The sequence below is a fragment of the Actinomadura geliboluensis genome, assembly GCF_043197915.1.
Classification (GTDB): Bacteria; Actinomycetota; Actinomycetes; order Streptosporangiales; family Streptosporangiaceae; genus Spirillospora; species Spirillospora geliboluensis.
This window is the reverse complement of record NZ_JBICUA010000003.1, coordinates 34,789-58,298: the sequence shown is the minus strand read 5'-3', so window position 1 is coordinate 58,298 and position 23,510 is coordinate 34,789. Positions and strand designations below refer to the sequence as shown.

General features: G+C 71.1%; 22 protein-coding genes. 16 read left to right on the top strand and 6 right to left on the bottom strand.

Annotation, left to right across the window (positions count from 1 at the left end; all coding sequences use genetic code 11):
• The first annotated feature begins 161 nt into the window (after positions 1-161).
• The 6 genes from ACGFI1_RS10695 (at position 162) to ACGFI1_RS10670 (ending at position 7,894) form a co-directional block, all read left to right on the top strand.
• Positions 162-1,364: a thiolase family protein gene (locus tag ACGFI1_RS10695; RefSeq protein WP_392784660.1), complete on the top strand. Its 1,203-nt coding sequence runs from the start codon at positions 162-164 to the stop codon at positions 1,362-1,364.
• Entirely contained in the window at positions 1,361-3,448 is a 2,088-nt protein-coding gene (locus ACGFI1_RS10690) for a 3-hydroxyacyl-CoA dehydrogenase NAD-binding domain-containing protein (RefSeq protein ID WP_392784658.1), read from the top strand. Before ACGFI1_RS10695 ends, ACGFI1_RS10690 begins: the two co-directional genes overlap by 4 nt.
• A 227-nt stretch (positions 3,449-3,675) precedes the next feature.
• Positions 3,676-5,160 (top strand): amino acid permease, encoded by a 1,485-nt coding sequence (locus tag ACGFI1_RS10685; protein ID WP_392784656.1) that lies wholly within the window; start codon positions 3,676-3,678, stop codon positions 5,158-5,160.
• A gap of 73 nt (positions 5,161-5,233) precedes the next feature.
• Positions 5,234-6,031 carry an SAM-dependent methyltransferase gene (locus ACGFI1_RS10680; RefSeq protein WP_392784654.1) on the top strand — a complete coding sequence of 266 codons (798 nt, stop codon included), beginning with the start codon at positions 5,234-5,236 and terminating at the stop codon, positions 6,029-6,031.
• A gap of 55 nt (positions 6,032-6,086) precedes the next feature.
• Positions 6,087-7,445: an FAD-dependent oxidoreductase gene (locus ACGFI1_RS10675; RefSeq protein WP_386871528.1), complete on the top strand. Its 1,359-nt coding sequence runs from the start codon at positions 6,087-6,089 to the stop codon at positions 7,443-7,445.
• A gap of 83 nt (positions 7,446-7,528) precedes the next feature.
• Positions 7,529-7,894 (top strand): hypothetical protein, encoded by a 366-nt coding sequence (locus ACGFI1_RS10670; RefSeq protein ID WP_138638220.1) that lies wholly within the window; start codon positions 7,529-7,531, stop codon positions 7,892-7,894.
• Positions 7,895-7,904: 10 nt separating this feature from the next.
• Here ACGFI1_RS10670 and dxs read toward each other — a convergent pair whose 3' ends face one another.
• Positions 7,905-9,863 (bottom strand): 1-deoxy-D-xylulose-5-phosphate synthase, encoded by a 1,959-nt coding sequence (gene dxs / locus ACGFI1_RS10665; RefSeq protein ID WP_392784652.1) that lies wholly within the window; start codon positions 9,861-9,863, stop codon positions 7,905-7,907.
• A gap of 150 nt (positions 9,864-10,013) precedes the next feature.
• Between dxs and idi the strand changes: the two genes are divergently transcribed.
• The 6 genes from idi (at position 10,014) to ACGFI1_RS10635 (ending at position 15,226) form a co-directional block, all read left to right on the top strand.
• On the top strand, positions 10,014-10,592 hold the full coding sequence (idi, locus tag ACGFI1_RS10660; RefSeq protein WP_392784650.1) for an isopentenyl-diphosphate Delta-isomerase: 579 nt from the start codon (positions 10,014-10,016) through the stop codon (positions 10,590-10,592).
• Between the two features lie 142 nt (positions 10,593-10,734).
• Positions 10,735-12,042, top strand: a complete 1,308-nt coding sequence (locus tag ACGFI1_RS10655) for an ABC transporter substrate-binding protein (protein ID WP_392784648.1) — start codon at positions 10,735-10,737, stop codon at positions 12,040-12,042.
• A complete protein-coding gene (locus tag ACGFI1_RS10650; RefSeq protein ID WP_364547842.1) occupies positions 12,039-13,004 on the top strand; it encodes a carbohydrate ABC transporter permease in 966 nt (321 codons plus the stop codon). The genes ACGFI1_RS10655 and ACGFI1_RS10650 overlap by 4 nt, the downstream gene beginning before the upstream one ends.
• Positions 13,001-13,852 carry a carbohydrate ABC transporter permease gene (locus ACGFI1_RS10645; RefSeq protein WP_386871520.1) on the top strand — a complete coding sequence of 284 codons (852 nt, stop codon included), beginning with the start codon at positions 13,001-13,003 and terminating at the stop codon, positions 13,850-13,852. The genes ACGFI1_RS10650 and ACGFI1_RS10645 overlap by 4 nt, the downstream gene beginning before the upstream one ends.
• Before the next feature lie 252 nt (positions 13,853-14,104).
• The gene (locus tag ACGFI1_RS10640) at positions 14,105-14,524 is read left to right on the top strand and encodes a hypothetical protein (RefSeq protein ID WP_392785515.1); all 420 of its coding nucleotides are present in this window, start codon (positions 14,105-14,107) and stop codon (positions 14,522-14,524) included.
• A gap of 93 nt (positions 14,525-14,617) precedes the next feature.
• Positions 14,618-15,226 (top strand): Uma2 family endonuclease, encoded by a 609-nt coding sequence (locus tag ACGFI1_RS10635; RefSeq protein ID WP_392784646.1) that lies wholly within the window; start codon positions 14,618-14,620, stop codon positions 15,224-15,226.
• On the opposite strand, the gene mug is transcribed toward ACGFI1_RS10635, so the two are convergent.
• From mug to ACGFI1_RS10620, 3 genes are read right to left on the bottom strand one after another with little or no spacing between them, the layout of a single operon-like run.
• Complete coding sequence (gene mug / locus ACGFI1_RS10630) at positions 15,213-15,776, bottom strand: G/U mismatch-specific DNA glycosylase (protein ID WP_392784644.1); 564 nt, start codon at positions 15,774-15,776, stop codon at positions 15,213-15,215. The genes ACGFI1_RS10635 and mug overlap by 14 nt on opposite strands.
• A complete protein-coding gene (locus ACGFI1_RS10625) occupies positions 15,776-16,495 on the bottom strand; it encodes a sulfite exporter TauE/SafE family protein (protein WP_392784642.1) in 720 nt (239 codons plus the stop codon). The genes mug and ACGFI1_RS10625 overlap by 1 nt, the downstream gene beginning before the upstream one ends.
• Positions 16,496-16,549: 54 nt before the next feature.
• Positions 16,550-17,479 carry an aldo/keto reductase gene (locus ACGFI1_RS10620; RefSeq protein WP_392784640.1) on the bottom strand — a complete coding sequence of 310 codons (930 nt, stop codon included), beginning with the start codon at positions 17,477-17,479 and terminating at the stop codon, positions 16,550-16,552.
• A gap of 46 nt (positions 17,480-17,525) precedes the next feature.
• Here ACGFI1_RS10620 and ACGFI1_RS10615 point away from each other — a divergent pair, with 46 nt between their 5' ends.
• Complete coding sequence (locus ACGFI1_RS10615) at positions 17,526-18,146, top strand: LysE family translocator (protein WP_205719589.1); 621 nt, start codon at positions 17,526-17,528, stop codon at positions 18,144-18,146.
• Between the two features lie 51 nt (positions 18,147-18,197).
• On the opposite strand, the gene acnA is transcribed toward ACGFI1_RS10615, so the two are convergent.
• Entirely contained in the window at positions 18,198-20,963 is a 2,766-nt protein-coding gene (acnA, locus tag ACGFI1_RS10610) for an aconitate hydratase AcnA (protein ID WP_392784638.1), read from the bottom strand.
• 254 nt (positions 20,964-21,217) lie between these two features.
• On the opposite strand from acnA, the gene ACGFI1_RS10605 reads away from it, so the two are divergent.
• Positions 21,218-21,967 carry a hypothetical protein gene (locus ACGFI1_RS10605; RefSeq protein ID WP_392784636.1) on the top strand — a complete coding sequence of 250 codons (750 nt, stop codon included), beginning with the start codon at positions 21,218-21,220 and terminating at the stop codon, positions 21,965-21,967.
• Between the two features lie 35 nt (positions 21,968-22,002).
• On the opposite strand, the gene ACGFI1_RS10600 is transcribed toward ACGFI1_RS10605, so the two are convergent.
• Positions 22,003-22,401 (bottom strand): ATP-binding protein, encoded by a 399-nt coding sequence (locus ACGFI1_RS10600; RefSeq protein WP_364554643.1) that lies wholly within the window; start codon positions 22,399-22,401, stop codon positions 22,003-22,005.
• A gap of 119 nt (positions 22,402-22,520) precedes the next feature.
• Here ACGFI1_RS10600 and ACGFI1_RS10595 point away from each other — a divergent pair, with 119 nt between their 5' ends.
• Positions 22,521-23,378 carry a Scr1 family TA system antitoxin-like transcriptional regulator gene (locus ACGFI1_RS10595; protein WP_392784633.1) on the top strand — a complete coding sequence of 286 codons (858 nt, stop codon included), beginning with the start codon at positions 22,521-22,523 and terminating at the stop codon, positions 23,376-23,378.
• Positions 23,326-23,502: a DUF397 domain-containing protein gene (locus ACGFI1_RS10590; protein WP_138640702.1), complete on the top strand. Its 177-nt coding sequence runs from the start codon at positions 23,326-23,328 to the stop codon at positions 23,500-23,502. The genes ACGFI1_RS10595 and ACGFI1_RS10590 overlap by 53 nt, the downstream gene beginning before the upstream one ends.
• Positions 23,503-23,510 lie beyond the last annotated feature (8 nt).

The window sequence follows — 23,510 nt, the reverse complement described above, 5'->3', positions numbered from 1 at the left end:
CCGAACAAGGGCACCGCCGCGTCAGTGGTTACTGACGAGTAGTATTGATGGTTACCAGCGAGTAGCATCGCTGTCGCGGGCACTCGTGCCGCCGTCCAGGCAGGGGCGGCACGAGGCTCGACGACCTTCCGTCATACAGCCCACCGCAGGGAGGACGACCCGTGCCTCGCACCGCACGCGACGTCGTGTTCGTCGACGGCGTCCGCACGCCGTTCGGCAAGGCCGGCCCCAAGGGCCTCTACGCGCAGACCCGCGCCGACGACATGGTCGTCCGCGCGATCCGCGAGCTGATGCGCCGCAACCCGTCCCTCCCGCCCGAGCGGGTGGACGAGGTCGCGATCGCCGCCACCACCCAGACCGGCGACCAGGGCCTGACCATCGGGCGGTCCGCCGCCGTGCTGGCCGGGCTGCCCAAGAGCGTCCCCGGCTACGCGATCGACCGGATGTGCGCGGGCGCGATGACCGCCGTCACCACCTCCGGCGCCGGGATCTCGTTCGGCTCCTACGACGTCGCCATCGCCGGCGGCGTCGAGCACATGGGCCGGCACCCGATGGGCGAGGGCGTCGACCCGAACCCGCGCTTCCTCGCCGACCGGCTCGTCGACCCGTCCGCCCTGGTCATGGGCTCGACGGCGGAGAACCTGCACGACCGGTTCCCCGGCATCACCAAGGAGCGCGCGGACGCCTACGCCGTGCGCAGCCAGCAGAAGGTCGCCGCCGCGTACGCGGCCGGGAAGATCCAGCCGGACCTCGTGCCGACCGCGGTCCGCTCCGCCGAGAAGGGGTGGGGGCTCGCCACCGAGGACGAGCCGCCGCGTCCCGGCACCACGCTGGACGACCTCGCCCAGCTCAAGACCCCGTTCCGGGTGCACGGCAACGTCACGGCCGGGAACGCCGCCGGGCTGAACGACGGCGCCACCGCGTGCCTGCTCGCCGCCGAGGACGTCGCCCGCGAGCTCGGCCTCACGCCGAAGATGCGCCTGGTCGACTTCTCGTTCGCCGGCGTGGAGCCGGAGGTGATGGGCGTCGGGCCCGTCCCCGCGACCGAGAAGCTCCTCGCCCGCAACGCGCTGACCATGGACGACATCGGCCTCATCGAGATCAACGAGGCGTTCGCCGTGCAGGTGCTGGCGTTCCTGGAGCACTTCAAGATCGCCGACGACGACCCGAGGGTGAACCCGTGGGGCGGCGCGATCGCGCTCGGCCACCCGCTCGCCTCGTCCGGCGTCCGGCTGATGAACCAGCTCGCCCGCCTGTTCGAGGAGCGTACGGACGTGCGTTACGGACTGACCACGATGTGTGTGGGCATGGGCATGGGCGGAACCGTCCTCTGGGAGAACGTCAACTGGGGGGACAACAAGTGAGCACTCTTGGGGAAGTCTTCAGCGACGAAGTCGTGACGCACGCGCACGTACGGGACGTGACGCTGCCCTACGCGGCGGGCACGCTCGCGCTCATCACACTGGACAACGGCTTCGACCACACCAAGCCCAACACGTTCGGCCCCAACGGCCTCGCCGAGCTGAACGCCGCCATCGACGAGATCGCCGGGCGCGACGACATCGCGGCCGTCGGCGTCACCGGCAAGCCGTTCATCTTCGCGGTCGGCGCCGACCTGAAGGGCGTCCCGCTCATCGCGAACCGGGAGGACGCCCGGTCCATCGGCAAGCTCGGTCACGACGTGTTCCGGCGGCTCGGCGAGCTGGACGTCCCGTCGTTCGCCTACTACAACGGCGCGGCGATGGGCGGCGGCGTCGAGATCGGCCTGCACTGCACGTACCGGACGATCTCCGCCGGCGTCCCGGCGTTCGCGCTGCCCGAGGCGTTCCTCGGCCTGGTGCCCGGCTGGGGCGGCACGTACCTGCTGCCGAACCTGATCGGCGCGGAGAAGGCGCTCAAGGTCGTCATCGAGAACCCGCTCGCGCAGAACCGGACGCTGAAGGGCGCCCAGGCGTACGAGCTGGGCATCGCCGACGCCCTCTTCGACTCGGCCGACTTCCTGGAGGAGTCGCTCGCCTGGACGGCCCGCGTCCTCAACGGCGACATCACCGTCACCCGGCCCGAGGTCGACAAGGGCAAGGCGTGGGACGACGCGGTCGCGATGGCCCGCTGGAACGTGGACGGCAAGCTGCACGGCGCCGCCCCGTCCTACACGCGCGCGCTCGACCTCGTCGCCGCCGCCAAGGACCGCACCCGCGACGAGGGCTTCGCCGCCGAGGACGAGGCGCTGGCCGACCTCATCATGAGCGACGAGCTGCGCGCCGGCCTGTACGCGTTCGACCTCACCCAGAAGCGCGCGAAGAGGCCCGCCGGGGCGCCCGACAAGGCCCTCGCCCGCCCGGTCACCAAGGTCGGCGTCGTCGGCGCGGGCCTGATGGCCTCGCAGCTCGCGCTGCTGTTCGCGCGCCGCCTGGAGGTGCCGGTCGTGCTGACCGACCTCGACCAGGAGCGCGTGGACAAGGGCGTCGGCTACGCGCACGGCGAGATCGACAAGCTGCTCGGCAAGGGCCGCGTCTCCCCCGACAAGGCGAACCGCCTCAAGTCGCTCATCACCGGCTCGCTGACCAAGGACGCGTTCGCCGACGCCGACTTCGTCATCGAGGCCGTGTTCGAGGAGATGTCGGTCAAGCAGAAGGTGTTCGCCGAGGTCGAGGAGTACGTCTCCCCCGAGTGCGTCCTCGCGACCAACACCTCCTCGCTGTCGGTCACCGAGATGGCGTCCGGGCTGGCGCACCCCGAGCGGGTCGTCGGCTTCCACTTCTTCAACCCGGTCGCGGTGCTGCCGCTGCTGGAGATCGTCCGGGGCGAGCGGACCGGCGACGCCGCGCTCGCCACCGCGTTCGCCACCGGCAAGGCGCTGAAGAAGTCGTGCGTGCTGGTCCAGGACGCCCCGGCGTTCGTGGTCAACCGCGTCCTGCTGCGGCTGCTCGCCGAGATCGTCAAGGCGGTGGACGAGGGCACGCCGATCGAGGTCGCCGAGCGCGCCGCGGCGCCGCTCGGGCTGCCGATGCCGCCGTTCGTGCTGATGGGGCTGGTCGGCCCGGCGATCGCGCTGCACGTCAACGAGACCCTGCACGGCGCGTTCCCGGACCGGTTCCCGCTGTCGGGCAACCTCGCGGCGATGGTCGCGGCCGGCAAGTCCGGCGTGTACCGGCCGGACTTCTCCCTCGACCCCGAGGTCGTGGAGATCTTCGCGGGCGGGACGAGCCCGTCCACCGAGGAGCAGGTGCTCGACCGGGCCCTGGCCGCGCTCGCCGACGAGATCCGCGTCATGCTGGACGAGGGCGTCGTCGCGGCCCCGCAGGACATCGACCTGTGCATGATCCTCGGCGCCGGCTGGCCGTTCCACCTCGGCGGCATCACCCCGTACCTGGACCGGTCGGGCGTCGCCGAGCGGGTGACCGGCCGCCGGTTCCTGGAGCCGGGGGTCGCCTCGCTGCCCGCCTGACCCGGCCGCGGCCCGCACCCGCCGCGCCCGCCGCACCCGAGGGAAGAGGCGTTCCGAGCCGCGTTCGGAACGCCTCTTTTCCGGCATTTCCGCACGTCACGGGCGTGCTCGCGTTTCGGCTGATCATAACCCGCGCACATATGGGCATACGGCCAACGGCCGCACCGGACGCCCGTGCCGGACGGCGCGGCCGCGACGAGCACGAGGCGAGGCGGAGGGTGCCGAGGATGAACCTGCTGCGCACGAAGTCGGTCGAGCAGTCGATCCGGGACACCGAGGAGCCCGCGCACCGGCTCCGGCGAGCCCTGTCGGCGCTCGACCTCACCGTCTTCGGCGTCGGCGTGATCATCGGGACCGGCATCTTCGTGCTCACCGGGCAGGTCGCCCGGGACAAGGCCGGCCCGGCGGTCGCGCTGTCGTTCATCCTCGCCGCCGTCGTGTGCGGGCTCGCGGCGCTCTGCTACGCCGAGTTCGCCTCCACCGTCCCGGTCGCGGGCTCCGCCTACACCTTCTCCTACGCCACCATCGGGGAGTTCCCCGCCTGGATCATCGGCTGGGACCTCATCCTGGAGATGGCGCTCGGCGCGGCGGTGGTGTCGGTCGGCTGGTCCGGCTACTTCGCCTCGCTGCTGGACGACATCGGCGTCACGATCCCCGCGTCGCTCGCCGCCCCGCCGGGCGAGGGCGGCACGGTGAACGTCCCCGCCATCGCCCTCGTGGCCGTGGTGACCGTGCTGCTCGTCGCCGGCATCAAGATCTCCTCGCGGGTGAACGCGGTGGTCGTCGCGGTCAAGGTGTCGATCGTGCTGCTGGTCATCTTCGCCGGGCTGTTCTTCGTCAAGCGCTCCAACTACGAGCCCTTCATCCCCCCGTCCAAGCCGACGCCCGAGGGGAGCGGCCTCACCGCGCCGCTGATGCAGGTGCTGTTCGGCTTCACGCCGAGCAGCTTCGGCTGGCTCGGCATCTTCGCCGCCATCGCGATCGTCTTCTTCGCCTACATCGGCTTCGACATCGTCGCCACCGCCGCCGAGGAGGCCCGCCACCCGCAGCGGGACGTGCCCATCGGGCTCATCGGGTCCCTCGTCATCACCGCGGTCCTGTACGCCGCCGTGTCGATCGTCGTCGCCGGCATGCAGCACTACAGCGAGCTGAGCACCGCCGCGCCGCTCGCCGACGCGTTCAAGTCCGTCGGGCACCCGGTGTTCGCCACCATCATCGACGTCGGCGCCGTCATCGGCCTCACCAGCGTCGTGCTGATCCTGCTGCTCGGGCAGAGCCGCATCTTCTTCGCGATGGGACGGGACGGCCTCACGCCGCCGTGGCTCTCCGCCGTCCACCCGCGGTTCGGCACCCCCTACCGCTCGACGATCATGATGGGGGCCGTCGTCGCGGTGCTCGCCGGGTTCATCCCGCTCGCCAAGCTCGCCGAGCTGGTCAACATCGGCACCCTGTTCGCGTTCCTCATCGTCTCGGTCGCCGTGGTGGTGCTGCGCCGCACCCGCCCCGACCTGCCCCGCGCCTTCCGCACGCCGTGGGTCCCGCTCGTCCCGATCCTGTCGGTGCTCGGCTGCCTGTTCGTGATGATCAACCTGCCGGTGGACACGTGGCTGCGGTTCCTCGCCTGGATGGTGATCGGCGTCGTCGTCTACGGGCTCTACGGGTACCGGCACAGCCGGGTCGGCCGCGCGGAGGAAATCTCCGCCAAGTCCTGAGAAGCCGCCGCGTTCCGCCCTACGATCTTGGGGACCGGCGACCCGCGACCCCCCGCACGGACGGTGACGGCACATGGCAGGCGAGCTCTCGGACCGGATCGACTCCACCCGGCCGCACTCGGCCCGGGTCTGGGACCACTGGCTCGGCGGCAAGGACAACTACGAGGTCGACCGCGAGCTCGGCGATCAGATCGCCGCCGCGAACCCGCACGTCGTCGCGATGGTCCGCGCCGACCGGACGTTCATGCGGCGCTCGGTGACCTTCCTCGCCGAGCAGGGCGTCGACCAGTTCCTCGACATCGGCACCGGGCTGCCGACGGAGCCGAACGTCCACCAGGTCGCGCAGGCGGTGCTGCCCGGCGCCCGCGTCGTGTACGCCGACAACGACCCCGTCGTCCTCGCGCACGCCCGCGCGCTGCTGAGCTCCGGCCCGAACGGCGCCACCGCCTACCTGGACGCCGACCTCCGCGAGCCCGGCCGGATCCTCGCCGACGCGGCCGCCACCCTCGACCTCGACCGCCCGGTCGCCATCACGCTGATGAGCCTCATGCACTTCGTCACCGACGGCGGCGACGCCCGCGCGATCCTGTGGCGGCTGCTCGACGCCGTCCCGTCCGGGAGCTGGCTGGCGTTCACCCACGCCACCGCCGAACTCGGCGGCCCGCGGGTGCGGGAGGCGTTCCGGATGTGGAACGAGAACGCCGTCCAGAAGGCGCGCCCCCGCGACCGCGACGAGGTCCTGGCGCTGATCGACGGCCTCGACCTCGTCGAGCCGGGGCTCGTCTCACCGCCGCAATGGCGGCCGGACGGGGACGGCACCGGCGAACCGCGCGAAGTGCCCATGTGGGCGGGGGTCGCGCGCAAACCGTGACGCGCCGGGCCCGTGACGGGGGTCACGGTGTCATTTCGCCCGCCGGGTAGGCACAATGACGGCCATGGCTTCTCCAGTGCTCGTCGCGGTGATCGGATCCGGCCCGGCGGGGATCTACGCCGCCGAGGCCCTCGTCAAGCAGACCGACGGGGACGTCCGGGTGGACGTGTTCGACCGGCTGCCGACCCCGTACGGCCTGGTCCGCTACGGCGTCGCGCCCGACCACACGTCGATCAAGTCGATCGCCAAGTACCTGCAGCGGGTCCTGGAGAACCCGGCCGTCCGGTTCTTCGGCTGCGTCGAGCTGGGCCGCGACATCACCCGCGCCGACCTGCTCGGCTGCTACGACGCCGTCGTCTACGCGACCGGCGCCATGGTCGACCGGCACATGCGGATCCCCGGCGAGGACCTGCCCGGCAGCATCGCCGCCACCGACTTCGTCAACTGGTACTGCGGGCACCCCGACGCCGCCGACCACGAGTTCGACCTGTCGGTGGAGGAGGTCGCGGTGGTCGGCGTCGGCAACGTCGCCGTCGACGTCGTCCGCATCCTCGCCAAGACCGCCGAGGAGCTGCGCGACACCGACGTGCCGGAGCAGGTCATCGAGGCGCTGTCGCGCAGCCGGGTCAAGAGGATCCACATGATCGGGCGGCGCGGGCCCGCGCAGGCGAAGTTCACCACCAAGGAGGCCCGCGAGCTGGGCGAGCTGCCGAACGCGAGCATCCACGTCCGCCCCGAGGACATGGAGCTCGACCCGGCGAGCGCCGAGCTGGCCGCGAGCGACCGCAAGACCGGCGGCAACGTCAAGGTCCTCAACGGCTGGACGGGCGAGCCCGCCCCCGGCCGCGCCCGCCACATCGACGTCCGGTTCTGGCGCGCGCCCGCCGAGATCATCGGCACCGGCCGCGTCGAGGGCCTGAAGCTGGAGCGGACCCGGCTGGACGAGTCGGGCCGCGTCACCGGCACCGGCGAGTACGAGACGCTGCCGGTCGGCCTGGTGCTGCGATCGGTCGGCTACCAGAGCGTCCCCCTCACCGGCGTCCCGTTCGACGAGCGCTCCCACGTCGTCCCGAACGACGGCGGCCGGATCCTCGGCCCGGACGGCGCGCCGGTCCCCCGCGAGTACGTCGCCGGATGGATCAAGCGCGGGCCGTCCGGGGTCGTCGGCACCAACAAGTCCGACGCCGCCGAGACCGTCCGCAACCTGCTCGCCGACCTCGCCGGCACCGAGCCGGAGCGCAAGCACACCATCGAGGAGCTGCTGGAGTCGCGGGGGCTGCCCGTCGTCACCTACGCCGACTGGCTGAAGCTCGACGCCGCCGAGATCGCGCTCGCGCGCAGCCTCGACCGCGGCGAACGGGTCAAGCTGGCCCGCTGGGAGGCGATGACGTCGGAGTGCCGCGGCGGCGACTGACCGCCCGCCGCATCCGGCCGCGCCGCGAATTCCCGCCGGGAAAGTAGTGACGCGCATGTGACCCGGGCGCTACGGTGCGGCGTGTGACCGGCGGTCCAGAACTGTACGGGTTCCCCCCACCCGAGACGGTCCCCGACCTCAGGTGGCTGGGCCCCGACTACGTGTCCGTACTCGTGTACGACCTGACACAGGGACTCCTGCGCCAGGACCCGCGCACGTCCGTCATGGGCGTGCGCTGCGAGGGCGAGCCCCGGCTCGCGCCCTCGGTCGACCCCGCCGGCGTGATCCGCGCGCACGACGCCTGCTTCCCGCTGCAGGTGTTCGTCCAGGACGGGGCCGGGCGCCCGTGGCGGCTGCGCGGGCGATGGACGTACTCGGGACGCGAACTCGGCACGTCCGCCGCGTCCATCACCCACTTCTGGCAGCTGCTGTCGGCCGACGGGGTCTAGCGCCCGCCGGTCAGGGCTTCTCCTTCGACCCCTCGGACGCGGACGCCCCGGACGCCTCCGACGCCTCGGCGGTCTCGGCCTCCGTGGAGGTGATGCGGGCCACCGACTCGGTGATGTCGCGGGCGAGCGCCTGCGGTGTCAGGCCGATGTCGGCGAGGATCTCGCCGCGCGAGGCGTGGTCGAGGAACTCCTGCGGGATGCCGAACGTGCGGATCGGGACGTCGGCCTCGGCGTCGCGCAGCAGCCGGGCGACGGCGTCGCCGACGGCGCCGGTGCGGCCGTTGTCCTCGGCGACGGCGACGAGCGCGTGGTCGCGGGCGAGGTCGAGCAGCGCCGGGTCGAGCGGCTTCACCCAGCGCGGGTCGACCACGGTGACGCCGATGCCCTGCGCGGCGATCAGCGCGGCGGCCTCCACCGCGGGCGTCGCCATCGAGCCCGCCGCGACCAGCAGGACGCGGGTGCCGTTGGAGCCGTCGTGGCGGGCCAGCACGTCCATCCGGCCGGCCGTGCCGATCGCCTCGATGTCGGCCGCCGCCGGGCCCTTGGGGTAGCGGATCGCGGTCGGCCCGTCGGACACGGCGACGCACTCGCGCAGCAGTTCGCGCAGCCGCGCCCCGTCGCGCGGGACGGCGACGCGCAGGCCCGGCACGATCTGCAGGATCGACATGTCCCACATGCCGTTGTGGCTGGCGCCGTCGTCGCCGGTCACACCGGAGCGGTCCAACGCGAACGTGACCGGCTGCCTGTGCAGCGCCGCGTCCATCAGGACCTGGTCGAACGCGCGGTTCAGGAACGTCGCGTACACCGCCACGACCGGGTGGAGCCCGCCCATGGCGAGGCCGGTGGCGGAGGTGACGGCGTGCTGCTCGGCGATGCCGACGTCGAAGACGCGGTCGGGGAACGCCTCGGCGAACGGCGCGAGCCCGGTCGGGTGGAGCATCGCGGCGGTGACGCCGACGACGTCGCGGCGCTCCCGGCCGATCGCGACCATCTCCTCGCCGAAGATCTTCGTCCAGGCGGGGCCGCTCTTCTTGGTGACGAACTTGCCGGTGGCGGGGTCGAACGCGCCGCCGCCGTGCATGCAGTCCTCGGTGTCGTTCTCGGCGGGGGCGTAGCCGCGGCCCTTGGTGGTGATGCAGTGCACGATGACCGGGCGGCCGAACCCGCGGGCGCGGCGCAGGGCGCGCTCGACGGCGTCCTCGTCGTGGCCGTCGATCGGGCCGACGTACTTCATGCCGAGGTCCTCGAACATGGCCTGCGGCTGCAGGACGTCCTTGAGGCCCTTCTTGATGCCGTGCAGCGCCTCGTAGGCGACGGTGCCGACGACGGGCGCGCGCGGCACCGTCTTCTTGATGAGGTCGAGGGCGTTCTCGTAGCCCTGGGTGACGCGCAGGTCGGCGAGGTGGGACGCGAGGCCGCCGATGGTCGGCGAGTAGGACCGGCCGTTGTCGTTGACGACGATGATGACCGGGCGGTCGACGCCGGCGGCGATGTTGTTGAGCGCCTCCCAGCACATGCCGCCGGTCAGCGCGCCGTCACCGACGACCGCGACCACGGCGCGGTCGTCCTCGCCGCGCAGCTGGAACGCCTTGGCGAACCCGTCGGCGTACGACAGGGCGGTGGAGGCGTGCGAGTTCTCGATGATGTCGTGCTCGGACTCGGCCCTGCTCGGGTAGCCGGACAGGCCGCCGCGCTTGCGCAGCAGCTCGAAGTCGTGCCGCCCGGTGAGCATCTTGTGCACGTAGGACTGGTGCCCCGTGTCGAAGAGGATCTTGTCGTGCGGCGAGTCGAAGACGCGGTGCAGCGCGATCGTCAGCTCGACCGCGCCCAGGTTGGGCCCCAGGTGCCCGCCGGTCTTGGAGACCGCCTGGACGAGGAACTCGCGGATCTCCTCCGCGAGCCGAGGCAGCTGACCGGCGTCCAGTCGTTTGAGGTCGTCGGGACCTGTGATCGACTCCAGCAGGCTCACTCGCTTCAACTCCTCCGTCGGGGATCGGGTCTCCCCTCGCTCGGGCCGTTCCGAGTTTAATCCCGGTTCGCCCGCGACGCGCCGCGCCCCGCCCGCGCGGCGGGTGCGAAAAGACTGACCCCCGCGGCAGGGATGGGGTAGGAGTAGAGCATGGCCGTCGAAGAGATCGTGCTGCTCAACGCGGATGACGAAGCCGTCGGAACCGCTCCGAAGAGCTCCAGCCACCACGAGAACACGCCCTACCATCTGGCTTTTTCCTGCTATGTGGTGGATACGGAGGGTCGTGTCCTGATCACTCAGCGCGCCCTGGACAAGCGCACCTTCCCCGGGGTCTGGACGGGCAGCTGCTGCGGCCATCCCGGCCCCGGCGAGAAGCTGCGCGACGCCGTGCTGCGGCGGCTGCGCGACGAGCTCGGCATGCCGGAGGCGGCGCTGACGTCCGTGCTGCCGCGGTTCCAGTACCGGGCCGTCGCCGCGGACGGGACCGTCGAGCACGAGCGGTGCCCCGTCGTGCGCGCCGTCGTCGCGGCGGGCGGGCCGCTGCGCCGCAACCCCGACGAGGTCGAGTCGGCCGAGTGGTGGACGTGGCAGGAGTGCCTCGACCTCGCCGGGCGCCCCGAGTCCTCGCCCTGGTACCGGCTGCAACTCGCCGAGCTGGCGCCGCTCGGCGCCCCGCTCGACTGGCCCGACGCGGGGCCGGCCGACCTGCCGCCGGCCCTTCCCTGGTAGGCCGTCCGGCGGCCCCGCCGGGCGGTCCGCGGCGCCCGTTTTCGCCGCGCATCACCTCTTGATCACTTTTCCGTCCCACGTGTTGACCCGTGCGACGTCCGAACGGACGCTGGCCTCCCCGGGGTAACCGAAGGGACGGACGATGCGAGTACGTGCTTTCCGGAGCCGCTGGACGGTGTTCGCGGCCGTGGCGATGACCGGTGCCCTCGCCATGTCGGGCTGCGGCGGCGACGACGGCGGCGGATCGAAGAACGACAAGTCCGAGGTCGAGGTCTTCTCCTGGTGGACCGGTCCAGGCGAGGCCGACGGGCTGCAGGCGATGCAGGCCGACTTCGAGAAGAAGAATCCCGGTACCAAGTTCGTCAACGCGGCCATCGCCGGCGGGTCGGGCACGCAGGCCAAGGCCGTCCTGGCGAGCCGGCTGCAGAACCGCAAGCCGCCGGACTCCTTCCAGGGCCACGCGGGCGCGGAGCTGCTCGACTACATCAAGGCCGGGCAGATCGAGCCGCTGGACGACTTCTACCAGCAGAACAACCTGAAGTCGGTCTACCCGCAGCAGCTCCTCGAACAGATCACCTACAAGGGGCACATCTACTCGGTGCCGGTGAACATCCACCGGTCCAACGTGCTCTGGTACAACCCCGACATCCTGAAGGACGCCGGGGTGGCCGGCCCGCCGACGTCGATCCCCGAGTTCATCACCGCGCTGAAGGCCGTCAAGGACAAGACGAAGAAGGTGCCGCTGTCGCTCGGCGCGCAGTGGACGGCCGACCACCTGCTGGAGAACGTCCTGCTCGGCAGCCTCGGCACCGACGCCTACAACGCGCTGTGGCAGCCGGGCGCGGACTGGGGCACCCCGGCGGTCGCCAAGGCGCTGAACGAGTTCGGCGAGATCATGAAGTACACGACGCTGGAGGCCGCGTCCACCGACTGGCAGGGCGCCGCGAAGGCCGTCGTGGACGACAAGGCCGCGTTCAACATCATGGGCGACTGGGCGTACGGGTACTTCGTCGGCGCCGCGCCGAACGGGCTCGGCAAGAAGCTCGACACCGACTTCAAGTTCGCGGCGGCGCCGGGCACCGAGGGCACCTACATGTGGCTGTCGGACAGCTTCACCCTGCCCAAGGGCGCGCCGCACCGCGCGGGCGCGGAGGCGTGGCTGAAGGAGGTGTCCAGCAAGGAGGGGCAGGACCTCTTCAACCCGAAGAAGGGCTCCATCCCCGCCCGTAAGGACGCCGACAAGAGCCTCTACACCGGCTACCTGCAGACGGCGTTCGAGGAGTGGAACAACCCGCAGACCAAGCTCGCGGGCTCGTTCTGGCACGGCGTGAACGCCAACAACAAGTGGCACACCGACATCGACACCGCGATCGGCCTGTTCCTGCAGAACCGGGACGTGGCCAAGCTCCAGCAGGGGCTGGTGAGCGCGGCCAAGAACAGCGGACAGTGACCGCCTCGGAAGAGGGCCTGAAAGCAGCGGACCCCGGTCGCCGGGACGCGTCTGAGGAGCATCGCTCGTCGTTCCTCAGGCGCGCCCGCCGATGGCTGCCGGGGCTGCTGCTGGTCTCGCCGTCCATCGTCGCGATCGGCCTGTTCGTCTACGGGCTGCTGTTCTGGAACACCCGGGTCGCGCTGAGCGGCAAGCACGACGAGGTCTCCGAGTACGGGTTCGACAAGGGCAAGAACTTCGTCGACCTGTGGGACCAGCCGAGCTGGCCCGGCGCGGTGAAGCACGCGCTGCTGTTCACGGCCGTGTTCGTCGTCGGCGCCCTGCTGCTCGGCGCGTTCCTGGCGTTCCTCATGGACAAGGGCATCCGCGCGGAGGCGGGCTTCCGCGTCGTGTACCTGTTCCCGATGGCGGTGTCGTTCATCGCGAGCGGCGTCGTGTGGCGGTGGCTGATGAACCCGGCGCCGCCCGAGCGCGCCGTCGGCTTCAACCAGCTGTTCGACAAGCTGCATCTCGGGTTCCTGGCGAACGACTGGTGGCAGAACCCGGACTGGGGCATGGCGGCGATGGCCCTCCCCGCCGTCTGGCAGATGTCCGGGTACGTCATGGCCCTGTACCTGGCCGGGTTCCGCAGCGTCCCGGAGGATCTGCGGGAGGCGGCGCGGGTGGACGGCGCGTCCGAGTGGAAGGTGTACCGGTACGTGGTGTTCCCGCAGCTCCGCCCGGTGACGCTGTCCGCGCTGATCATCCTCGGGCACATCTCGCTGAAGGTGTTCGACCTGATCATGGCGATCGCGGGCAAGCAGATCATCACCTACGTGCCGGCCATCGCCACCTACGTGGAGATCTTCGACCGGCACGACCCGGCCAACGGCGCCACCATCGCCACCTACATGCTGGTCGCGGTCGCGGTGCTGGTGATCCCGTACCTGGTCTGGTCGGTGCGCTCGGAGCGGACCCGATGACCGCCGCGGGCGCGCCGGGCCGCCGCTCGTCCGGGGCCGTGCAGGCGGTGAAGCTGGCCGTCCTGCTGGCGTTCGTGCTGCTGTTCCTCATCCCGGTCTACGTGCTGGTGGTCACGAGCTTCAAGCCGCTGGACGAGGCCGACCCGAGCAGCGCGTGGAGCCTGCCGAGCCACTGGAGCACCTCCGGCTGGGGCGCGGCCTGGGACGCGCTGAGGCCCGGCCTGGAGAACAGCGTCAAGATCGCCGTGACCGGTTCGGTGATCTCGGCGGTGCTGGGCTCGCTGAACGGCTACGTGCTGTCCAAGTGGCGGTTCCCGGGCGCGGACGTCGTGTTCACGCTGTTCCTGTTCGGCATGTTCATCCCCTACCAGGCGGTCATGATCCCGCTGGCGGGGCTGCTGACGGACATGGAGCTGGCGGGCACGATCCGCGGGCTCGTCCTCGCGCACGTCGTGTACGGCATCCCGATCTGCACGCTCATCTTCCGGAACTACTACGTCACGATCCCGGACGAGCTGATCGAGGCGTCCCGCGTGGACGGCGCCGGCATGCTGCGCACGTACTGGTCGGTGGTGCTGCCGGTGTCGGCGCCCGCGTTCGCGGTGACGCTGATCTGGCAGTTCACCTCGATGTGGAACGACTTCCTGTTCGCGGTGTTCCTCGGCGCCCCCGACAGCTGGCCGGTCACGGTGATGCTGAACAACACCGCGGGCTCGGGCGCGGTCGCCGTCCAGTACAACCAGCAGATGGCCTCGGCGCTGCTGGCGTCGCTGCCGACACTCCTGGTGTATCTGCTGCTCGGGCGGTTCTTCATGCGGGGCCTCATGGCGGGAGCACTAAAGGGATGACAAATACGTCAACCCGGCACCCGCCTCAGGCGTCACATGGATGATCGAAGGAGATCCGCGTGGGAACCCAACGGCCCGGCAGCCGTCCCGTGACGGACATCAACCCTTTCGACCGCTCCGTTGGCAATTCAGCCGAGATGCGCCTAGCCTCTCGGGCATCGTCGCGCGGCATACCGGCGTCCCGCCGGAGCCCCGTCGATCCCGGGTCGACGGAGACCGGGCGAGTGTGATGGAGGTGGCCGCGTGCAGGCGATGAGTGTTCAGCAGCCCTGGGCGTTCGCGATCGCGCGTGGCGGCAAGTCCGTCTCGAACCAGAGCCTGCCGACCGCCTACCGCGGCCCGCTCCTCATCCACGCCTCCATGCGCGTCGACCTGAAGGCGTGCGACTCGCCGCTCGTCCAGGCCGCCGGCTGGGACCCGCGCGACCCGCTCGCCACCATCGGCGCCGTGATCGCCGTCGCCGACCTCGACGACGTCTGCTCGGCGGCGGCCCGCGGCGGCGCCTGCGACTGCGGCCCCTGGGCGGAGCGCGGCCACCACCACTGGCACCTCACCGGCGTCCGGCCCCTCCCCCGCCCCATCGTGGCCCTCGGCCGCACCGACCTCTGGCAGCCGACCCCCACCCTGGTCAACGAGGTCAACACCATGTTCGCCCTCAACCCCACCACCTGAGGGTAAAGGCTCGGCTACGCTCGGCGACGGAAGTCGGGCGGGGTAACGTAGTCCCTGCGTTGGTTTGTGGGCACCGTTGATGGGAGCAGGACCGTGAGCGTCGCGCATGACCATGGCGGTTTTGGTCCGTACACGATGGACGATCTGCACGCCCGAGAGGACGAAGGCCGAGGCCTGGAACTCGAAGACGGGTGGCTGATCGAGTTGTCCCCGAGCGCAACCCACAACTGGGCCGCGATGCGGTTGCAGGACATCGTCACCACGGCCGCGGCGGAGGCGAAGGCCGACGTCTTCGTCGCCGGCGGCGGCGAGTGGGAGATCAGCACGCCGGCGGGCATCCGCAAGCCCGACCTGTTCCTCGTGCCCAAGAGCGTGGCCCGAGCCTCGATCGTGGACCGCGATCCGGTGGTGATCCCAGGTCGGGAGGTGCTGCTGGTCATCGAGGTCGTCTCCCCGGGCAGCGCCAGCGAACGCACTGACCGCGTGCGCAAGCTCAAGGAGTACGCGATGCTCGGCATCCCCCAGTACTGGCTCGCCGAGTTCTCCCCCGTCCGCAAGGTCCAGGTCTTCGCGCTGGAGGACGGGGCCGCCGCCTATCGCCGTGTCCAGACGGTGGCGGCGGGGAACGTGCTGGAGGTCGAGGTAGAGGCGGACACGTCGTTCACCGTGCGCTTCGACCCGTCCGTCCTCACGGAGTTCTGAGGGCCTCGGCGGCTTCGCGCAGGCGGGCGAACTCGGCGGCGATGCGGTCGAGCGGCCAGCTCGCGTTCAGGCCGCTCGGGTTCGGCAGGACCCAGAGCCTCGCGGGGCCGAACTCCTCGTCCTGCGGGCCGATCTGCGTGCGGGGACGGCCGAAGGCGGTCCGGTAGGCGGTGACGCCGGCGACCGCCAGGTAGGCGGGGCGGTGGCGCTCGACGAGCGCGTGCAGGCGCCGTCCGCCCTCGCGGAGCTCGGCGTCGGTCAGCTCGTCGGCGCGGGCGGTGGTGCGGTGCGCCAGGTTCGTGATGCCGAGGCCGTAGCCGGGCAGGAGGTCCTGCTCGGACGGGTCCAGGAGGCGGTCGGTGAAGCCCGAGCGGTGCAGCGCCGGCCAGAAGCGGTTGCCGGGGCGCGCGAAGTGGTACCCGGTCGCGCCGGAGTACAGGCCCGGGTTGATGCCGCTGAACAGCACGCGGAGCGTCCCGCCGTGCGGCGGCAGGACGTCGGGGATGACCCGGTCGCGGGCGGCCTCCAGGTCGGCCTTCGTGGGACGCATCAGACCAGATTACGGACGATCAGCACCACCGCGGACGTCCCGACGACGATGAGCAGCGCGAGCCGGAGCCGTCCGGCGTCCAGGCGGCGGCGCAGCGGCCCGGCGGCGAGGAAGCCCGCGAGGACGAACGGCAGCAGCGCCGCGCCCGCGACGACCTGCCGGGCGGGCAGGTGCCCGGTGGCGCCGAGGACGACGAGGGACAGCAGCGTGCCGCCGGCGAAGTACAGGGCGAGCGTCGCGCGCACGCGGGGGCCGCTCTCGCGCTGGTAGAGCAGTGCCAGCGGCGGGCCGCCGATCCCGGACGCGGTCCCGGTGGTGCCGGAGACGACCCCGGCGGCGGCGAGCGTCCGGCGGTTGCGCGGCACCTCCCGCGACCCGGCCGTCATCGCGAGCGCGGCGAGCACGACGGTACCGATCACGACGCCGAGGACGCGGGCGGGGACGGCCGCGACCAGCCACACCCCGAACGGCGTCCCGGCGAGCCGGCCGCCGAACGCCCAGCCGAGCCCCCGCGAGTCGACGTGCCCGACCTCCCGCGCGAGCGTCGCGAGCGGGAGGACGAGCGCGACGACCAGGATCGCGCCCGGCATCAGCGACGGGTACAGCAGCGTCACGACCGGCGTCGCGACCAGGCCGACGCCGAGGCCGACGCTGCCCTGCACGATCGCGCCGGCCAGCGCGGCCAGCCCGCCGATCAGGAGGAAGTCGAGAGGGGGCACGCCCGCCGACGCTACCGCCCGGCCCGGCCGATGGGGATCACCGCCCGGCCGGGATCAGGCGGACGCCTCGGTGAGGCGCTTGAGCTGGTCGTCGGTGAGGGTCGTGCGGGCCGCCTCGACGAGCGGCGGCAGTTGGTCGAGGGTGCGGGCGCTGGCGATGGGCGCGGCGACGGTCGGCTGCGCGGCGAGCCAGGCCAGCGCGACGGTCGCGACGGCGACGCCCTGCTCCTCGGCGACGATGTCGAGCGCCGCGAGGACGCGTTGCCCGCGCTCGGTCTCCAGGTGCCCGGCGGCGCGGCCGGCGCGCACGCTGTCCACCTTGGCGCCGGGCCGGTACTTGCCGGTCAGGAAGCCGGAGGCGAGGCCGTAGTACGGGACGGCGGCCAGCCCGTACCGCTCGGCGAGGTCGCGGCGCGGCCCCTCGTAGGTGTCGCGGGACACGAGGTTGTACTGCGGCTGGATGGCGGTGTACCGGGCGGTGCCCTCGCGCTCGCTGAACGCCAGCGACGCTTCGAGCCGGTCGGGCTCGATGTTCGACACCGCGATCTGCCGGACCTTGCCGGCGGTGACGAGTTCGTCCAGCGCCGTCATGATGTCCTCGACGGGCACGGACGGGTCGTCGAAGTGCGTGTAGTACAGGTCGATGCGGTCGGTGCGGAGCCGGCGCAGCGAGTCGTCGGCGGCGGCCTTGATGGTGGCGGGGGCGAGGCCCCTGCGCTGGGGATGGCGGCCCACCTTGGTCGCGATGACGATGTCGTCGCGGTTGCCGCGCGCCTGCGTCCACTCCCCGATGATCGCCTCGGACTCGCCGCCGCTGTTGCCGGGCGCGGACGCCGTGTAGGAGTCGGCGGTGTCGACGAAGTTGCCGCCGGCCGCCGCGTAGGCGTCCAGGATCTCGAACGAGCGCTCCTTGCCGGCGGTCCATCCGAAGACGTTGCCGCCCAGGCAGAGCGGGAAGACGTCCAGTTCGCCGATATTGTTCATGTTCAGCCTTCTTGTCCCTTCGGAGTCACCAGGGGATCATTACCCAGTGCAGACCGCCTGTCTCGCCTTCGCCGCCATGGCCGCGCTCCTGACGATCACGCCGGGCGTCGACACGATGCTCGTCCTGCGCAGCACCGTGGCCGCCGGGCGCCGCACCGGCCTCCTCGCGTCCGCCGGGGTGGTGACGGGGCTGATGTGCTGGGCGCTCGCGAGCGCGGTGGGGCTGACCGCGCTGCTCGCCGCGTCCCGCCTCGCGTTCGACGTGCTGCGCGTCGCGGGCGCCTGCTACCTGCTGTGGCTCGGCGCGCGCGCCCTCTGGACCGCCCGCCGCCGCACGCGGGACACCGCCGAGCCCCCGGAGGCGCGGACGTCCGGCCTCACCGCGTTCCGCACGGGCCTCACCACCAACCTGCTGAACCCCAAGGTCGGCGTCTTCTACATGAGCCTGCTGCCGCAGTTCGTCCCGGACGGCGCCTCGGTGTTCTGGACGAGCATGCTTTTCGCGGTCATCCACGCCGCCGAGAGCCTGCTGTGGCTGGCCGCCATCGTCGGCGCCGCCGGAGCCGCCCGCCGCGCCCTCGCCCGCCCCGCCGTGAAGCGCCGCCTCCAGCAGCTCACCGGCGTCGCCTTCGTCGGCTTCGGCCTGCGCCTCGCCATCGACCACTGAACGCGGAACGGGCCGCCCCCGGAAGGGAGCGGCCCGTCGCGGTGGTGCGGGTTACTTGCGGATGAGGTTGCGCAGGACGTACTGCAGGATGCCGCCGTTGCGGTAGTAGTCCGCCTCACCGGGGGTGTCGATGCGGACGGTGGCGGTGAACTCCTTGCCGTCGGCCTTGACCGTGACCTCCTCGGGGACGCCGCCCTCGTTGAGCGCGGTGACGCCGGTGATGTCGAAGGTCTCGGTGCCGGTCAGCCCGAGCGACTCGGCGGACTCGCCGTCCTTGAACTGCAGCGGCAGGACGCCGAGGCCGATCAGGTTCGAGCGGTGGATGCGCTCGTAGGACTCGGCGATGACGGCGCGGACGCCGAGCAGCGCGGTGCCCTTGGCCGCCCAGTCGCGCGACGAGCCGGAGCCGTACTCCTTGCCCGCGATGACCACGAGCGGGATGTCGCGCTCGATGTAGTTGCGCGAGGCGTCGTAGATGAACGCCTGCGGCGCCCCCTCCTGGGTGAAGTCGCGGGTGTAGCCGCCCTCGACGCCGTCCAGGAGCTGGTTGCGGAGCCGGATGTTGGCGAACGTTCCGCGGATCATGACCTCGTGGTTGCCGCGGCGCGAGCCGTAGGAGTTGAAGTCCCGGATCTCGACGCCGTTGTCCTGGAGGTACTGGGCGGCGGGGGTGCCGACCTTGATGGCCCCGGCCGGCGAGATGTGGTCGGTGGTGACCGAGTCGCCCAGCTTCGCCAGCACGCGGGCGCCGTGGATGTCGGTGACCGGCTCCGGCTCGGCGCCCATGCCGTCGAAGTACGGGGCCTTGCGGACGTAGGTGGAGGCGGCGTCCCACTCGAACAGGTCGCCGGTCGGGATGTCGAGGCCGGTCCAGCGCTCGTCGCCCTTGAAGACGTCGGCGTAGCTCTCGGTGAACATCTCCTGCCCGATGGACGACTCGACGATCGCGGAGACCTCCTCCGGCGCGGGCCAGATGTCGCGCAGGTACACCGGGCCGTCGGTGCCCTCGGCGATCGGGTCGTTGAGGATGTCGATGTCCATCGTCCCGGCCAGCGCGTAGGCGATGACCAGCGGCGGCGACGCCAGGTAGTTCATCTTCACGTCGGGGCTGATGCGGCCCTCGAAGTTGCGGTTGCCGGACAGCACCGCGGTGACCGCCAGGTCGTTGTCGTTGACGGCCTTGGAGATCTCCGGCTGCAGCGGGCCGGTGTTGCCGATGCAGGTGGTGCAGCCGTACCCGACCAGGTTGAAGCCGATCTTGTCGAGGTACGGGGTGAGGCCGGCGCGCTCGTAGTAGTCAGTGACGACCTGCGAGCCGGGCGCGAGCGAGGTCTTCACCCACGGCTTGCGGGTGAGGCCCTTCTCCACCGCGTTCTTGGCCAGCAGCGCCGCGCCGATCATCACGTACGGGTTGGATGTGTTGGTGCAGGAGGTGATCGCGGCGACGGCGACGTGCCCGTGGTCGAGCTCGAACTCCGTGCCGTCCTCCAGCCTCACCGCGACGCGCTTGTGCGGCCGGCCGGACCCGTTGGCGTCGACGTGCCGCGGCTTGTCGCCCGCGGTCTCCTGCATGATCGCCGGGGTGTCGGAGGCGGGGAAGCTCTCGTTGGACGCCTCGTCCAGCGCGCCGAGGACGCTCTCGACGTAGTTCTGCACGTCCCGCCGCCAGGTCGCCTTGGCGTTGGACAGGGCGATGCGGTCCTGCGGGCGCTTCGGGCCGGCCAGCGACGGGACGACCGTGCCGAGGTCCAGCTCCATGTACTCGGAGAAGTCGGGCTCCACGGACGGGTCGAGCCACAGGCCCTGCGCCTTGGCGTACGCCTCGACGAGCGCGATCTGCTCCTCGTCGCGGCCGGTGAGCCGCAGGTACTTCAGCGTCTCGTCGTCGATCGGGAAGATCGCGCAGGTGGAGCCGAACTCGGGGCTCATGTTGCCGATCGTGGCGCGGTTCGCCAGCGGCAGCGCGTGCACGCCCTCGCCGTAGAACTCGACGAACTTGCCGACGACGCCGTGCTCGCGGAGCATCTCGGTGATGGTCAGCACGAGGTCGGTCGCGGTCGTCCCGGCGGGCAGCTCGCCGGTCAGCTTGAAGCCGACGACGCGCGGGATGAGCATCGAGATCGGCTGGCCGAGCATCGCGGCCTCCGCCTCGATGCCGCCGACGCCCCAGCCGAGCACGCCGATGCCGTTCTCCATCGTGGTGTGCGAGTCGGTGCCGACGCAGGTGTCGGGGTAGGCGGTGCCGTTGCGGTCGAACACCACGCGCGCCAGGTGCTCGATGTTCACCTGGTGGACGATGCCGGTGCCCGGCGGGACGACCTTGAACTCGTCGAACGCCGTCTGCCCCCAGCGCAGGAACTGGTAGCGCTCCTTGTTGCGCTCGTACTCGCGCTGCACGTTGCGCTGGAACGCCTCCGGCGTGCCGAAGTAGTCGACGATGACGGAGTGGTCGATCACCATCTCGGCCGGCGCCAGCGGGTTGATCTTCGTGGGGTCGCCGCCGAGGTCGCGCACGGCCTCGCGCATGGTGGCGAGGTCCACGACGCAGGGCACGCCGGTGAAGTCCTGCATGATCACCCGGGCGGGGGTGAACTGGATCTCCTTGCTCGGCTGGGCCTGGGAGTCCCACTGCGCGAGCGCGCGGATGTGCTCGGCGGTGACGTTCGCGCCGTCCTCGGTGCGCAGCAGGTTCTCCAGCAGCACCTTCAGGCTGTACGGGAGACGGGCCGCGCCCTCGACGGCGTCCAGCCGATAGATGTCGTACGACTTGTCGCCAACCTGCAGCTTGTCACGGCTGCCGAAGCTGTTCGCGGACACGGACTCCTCCTCCGTCGCCACCGCGCGTCCGGTCCGGGACATGAGCGCGCGGCGCTCGTCTTGATCTTCAGTACTCCCGTCCCCTGGGCCGGCTCGGAGCGGCGGGGCGGGTGGTCTCGTCTACCTTGATCCTGCCCTAGTCGCGGACATGACCGGCAACCAGGGCAGCCTAACTTCCGCAGGTTTTCTCTCGACGTCAAGCTATCCTCAATTTATCTCGACATCAAGCTACTTGCACCCTACGATGCGGCGGCATGGGCGTCGACTGGTACCGCATGCGCCTCCGCCCCGACGCCGGCGCCGCCGCCCTCGGGGCGGCCGTCCGCGCCCAGCGGGCGGCCTTCGCGGCGTCCGGAGGCTGGTTCCCCGACGAGTTCGGCCACCTGGACCCTCCCGCGCCCGCCGACGGACCCGACATCACCGACATGGTGGACGTCGACACCGGTGCCGGGAACTCGCACCGGGCGATCGCGCTCGTCCTCACCCCGCTGCTGCCCGCCGAATGGCGGTTCGCCATGTACCGGAGCTTCCCGCCGGACGAGCTGGCCGCGCACCTCCGGCGGTGGCGAACCCACGTCGAGGAGGTCCGGGACGGCGGGCACCGGCCGTACCTGCGCGCCTGGCACGCCTACACGACGAGCCGACGCCTGGCCGACGAGTGGTCCTCGCTCCGGCAGCAGGCCCTGAACGCGGTTGCCCGCACGAACGCGTGGGCCGTCCGTCCCGAGTTGGTGGACGTGCGCGAACACATCCTGTCGCTGCCACCCCCCGGCGTGGGCCCGGCACCCCGCTGGGGCGGCAAGGTCCAGGCCGCCGCCATCGACGCCGCTCCCTACGTCCGCCTCGCTCGGGAGTGGAATCGGCGTGTACCCGCGAACCAGAAGGTGCACGTGGCGCAGCCGCCGTCCTTCAGTGACTTCCTGGACGACGACTCCCCGGACGAAACACTCCACTGGATGGAGGAGTCCGTCGAAGAGGGCTACGGCCTACTCCTCGACTGGTGAACGCCCGCGTACACGTCGCCCTCAGCCGGGGGAGGTCAATCGCAGGCGAGCTTCGCCCACACGATCTTCCCGCCCTCATTGAGGGGCCGGACGCCCCACGCATGGACGATCTCCGCCATGAGCTGGAGCCCGCGTCCCGACACGGCCGCATAGTTCTGCGCCCGGACAACCGGCCGCTCCTCACCGCCGTCCCACACCTCGATCACCGGGAGCCCGTCGCGCTCGTCCCGCAGCACCCGCACGACGATCGGCCCCTCACCGTGCCGGTACGCGTTCGTGACGAGTTCGCAGACCACGAGCCGCCCCACGTAGTCGTCCTCGATTCCCCACCCGGCGAAGAGCTCCGCGACGAACACCCGGGCGAGCCGGGGCGCCTGGTCATTGGGTTCGAGAACGAGCGGCGACGCCCCCTCCGGGGCAAGTGCAGTGAACATCGCTGAGACCTTCGAGTGAGCCTGTGTTCGAATCACGACACAGAGTCACGTGGTCACGCTAAGTTGGCACGCGTACGCAGCGCAGTCACAACAACACGGAACGCGGAGGCCCACCCCCCATGGCCACCAACGAACCGCCGGACCCCAAGAGCAGCATGTGGTCCTTCGTCGCCTACTACCTGCGTTTCTGCCGCAACCAGCGCGGGCTGTCGGGCGAAGCGGTGGGACGCGTCATCACCGCGAGCAAGGCGACCGTTTCACGCATCGAGAACGGCATAGAGCGCCTGGACGCCCAACGCGCGGCCCTGCTCGACAAGGCGTGGGAGACGGGCGGAGTCTTCTCGATCCTGGTCTGGTACGCCAGCATCGGCCACGACCCCCAGTGGCTGGCCCAGTACAAGACCTTCGAACAGCGAGCGCGCATCATCCGGATCTTCGAGCCGCTCGTGATCACCGGCCTGTTCCAGACCGAGGAGTACGCCCGAGCGCTCCTGACGGGTGGAGGCATGTCCGACCCCGAGCCGTTCGTGGCCGAGCGGATGACTCGAAAGGGCGCCCTTGACCACGTCTTCCTCATGGTGCTGTTGAGCGAGGCCGCCTTGCGGTGGCCGGTAGGCAGCCCGCGAATCATGCGTGAACAACTCGCACACGTCCTCGAAATGGCGGAGCGGCCGAACATCGTCGTCCACGTGATTCCGCAGACCTTCGAGACTGGTGCTCATCCGGGCCTGGACGGTGGCGTGAAGCTCGTCACGGGCGACGACTTCGGTGAGGTCGCCTACACCGAGTCACTCGGTGGCGGGCGGCTTGTATCGTCTCCCGTAGAGGTCGCGGAATACGCGATCCTGTTCGCGCGGATAAGCGCCAAGGCTCTCCCCGAGCACAGGTCGAAAGACCTGATCAAGACGGCTATGGAGGCGTTCAGTGACGACGACGTGGCGCAAGAGCAGTCACAGCGGCACCCAGGGCGGGAGTGAATGCGTCGAGGTCGGCCGTCTCCCCCGGACGATCGCCTTCCGCGACTCCAAGAACCCGGACGGCCCCAAGCTCATCGTGGGACGTGACGAATTCGCGGCCCTGCTGGCAACCCTGAAGCACTGAGGCTCGCG

Bases quoted from the DNA above. Each gene is read 5' to 3' on its own strand.
- ACGFI1_RS10685 (WP_392784656.1), top strand. From the start codon at position 3,676: ATGAACCTGCTGCGCACGAAGTCGGTCGAGCAGTCGATCCGGGACACC.
- ACGFI1_RS10680 (WP_392784654.1), top strand. From the start codon at position 5,234: ATGGCAGGCGAGCTCTCGGACCGGATCGACTCCACCCGGCCGCACTCG.
- ACGFI1_RS10675 (WP_386871528.1), top strand. From the start codon at position 6,087: ATGACGGCCATGGCTTCTCCAGTGCTCGTCGCGGTGATCGGATCCGGC.
- idi (WP_392784650.1), top strand. From the start codon at position 10,014: ATGGCCGTCGAAGAGATCGTGCTGCTCAACGCGGATGACGAAGCCGTC.
- ACGFI1_RS10655 (WP_392784648.1), top strand. From the start codon at position 10,735: ATGCGAGTACGTGCTTTCCGGAGCCGCTGGACGGTGTTCGCGGCCGTG.
- ACGFI1_RS10645 (WP_386871520.1), top strand. From the start codon at position 13,001: ATGACCGCCGCGGGCGCGCCGGGCCGCCGCTCGTCCGGGGCCGTGCAG.
- ACGFI1_RS10640 (WP_392785515.1), top strand. From the start codon at position 14,105: ATGAGTGTTCAGCAGCCCTGGGCGTTCGCGATCGCGCGTGGCGGCAAG.
- mug (WP_392784644.1), bottom strand. From the start codon at position 15,776: ATGCGTCCCACGAAGGCCGACCTGGAGGCCGCCCGCGACCGGGTCATC.
- ACGFI1_RS10620 (WP_392784640.1), bottom strand. From the start codon at position 17,479: ATGAACAATATCGGCGAACTGGACGTCTTCCCGCTCTGCCTGGGCGGC.
- ACGFI1_RS10605 (WP_392784636.1), top strand. From the start codon at position 21,218: ATGGGCGTCGACTGGTACCGCATGCGCCTCCGCCCCGACGCCGGCGCC.
- ACGFI1_RS10600 (WP_364554643.1), bottom strand. From the start codon at position 22,401: ATGTTCACTGCACTTGCCCCGGAGGGGGCGTCGCCGCTCGTTCTCGAA.
- ACGFI1_RS10595 (WP_392784633.1), top strand. From the start codon at position 22,521: ATGGCCACCAACGAACCGCCGGACCCCAAGAGCAGCATGTGGTCCTTC.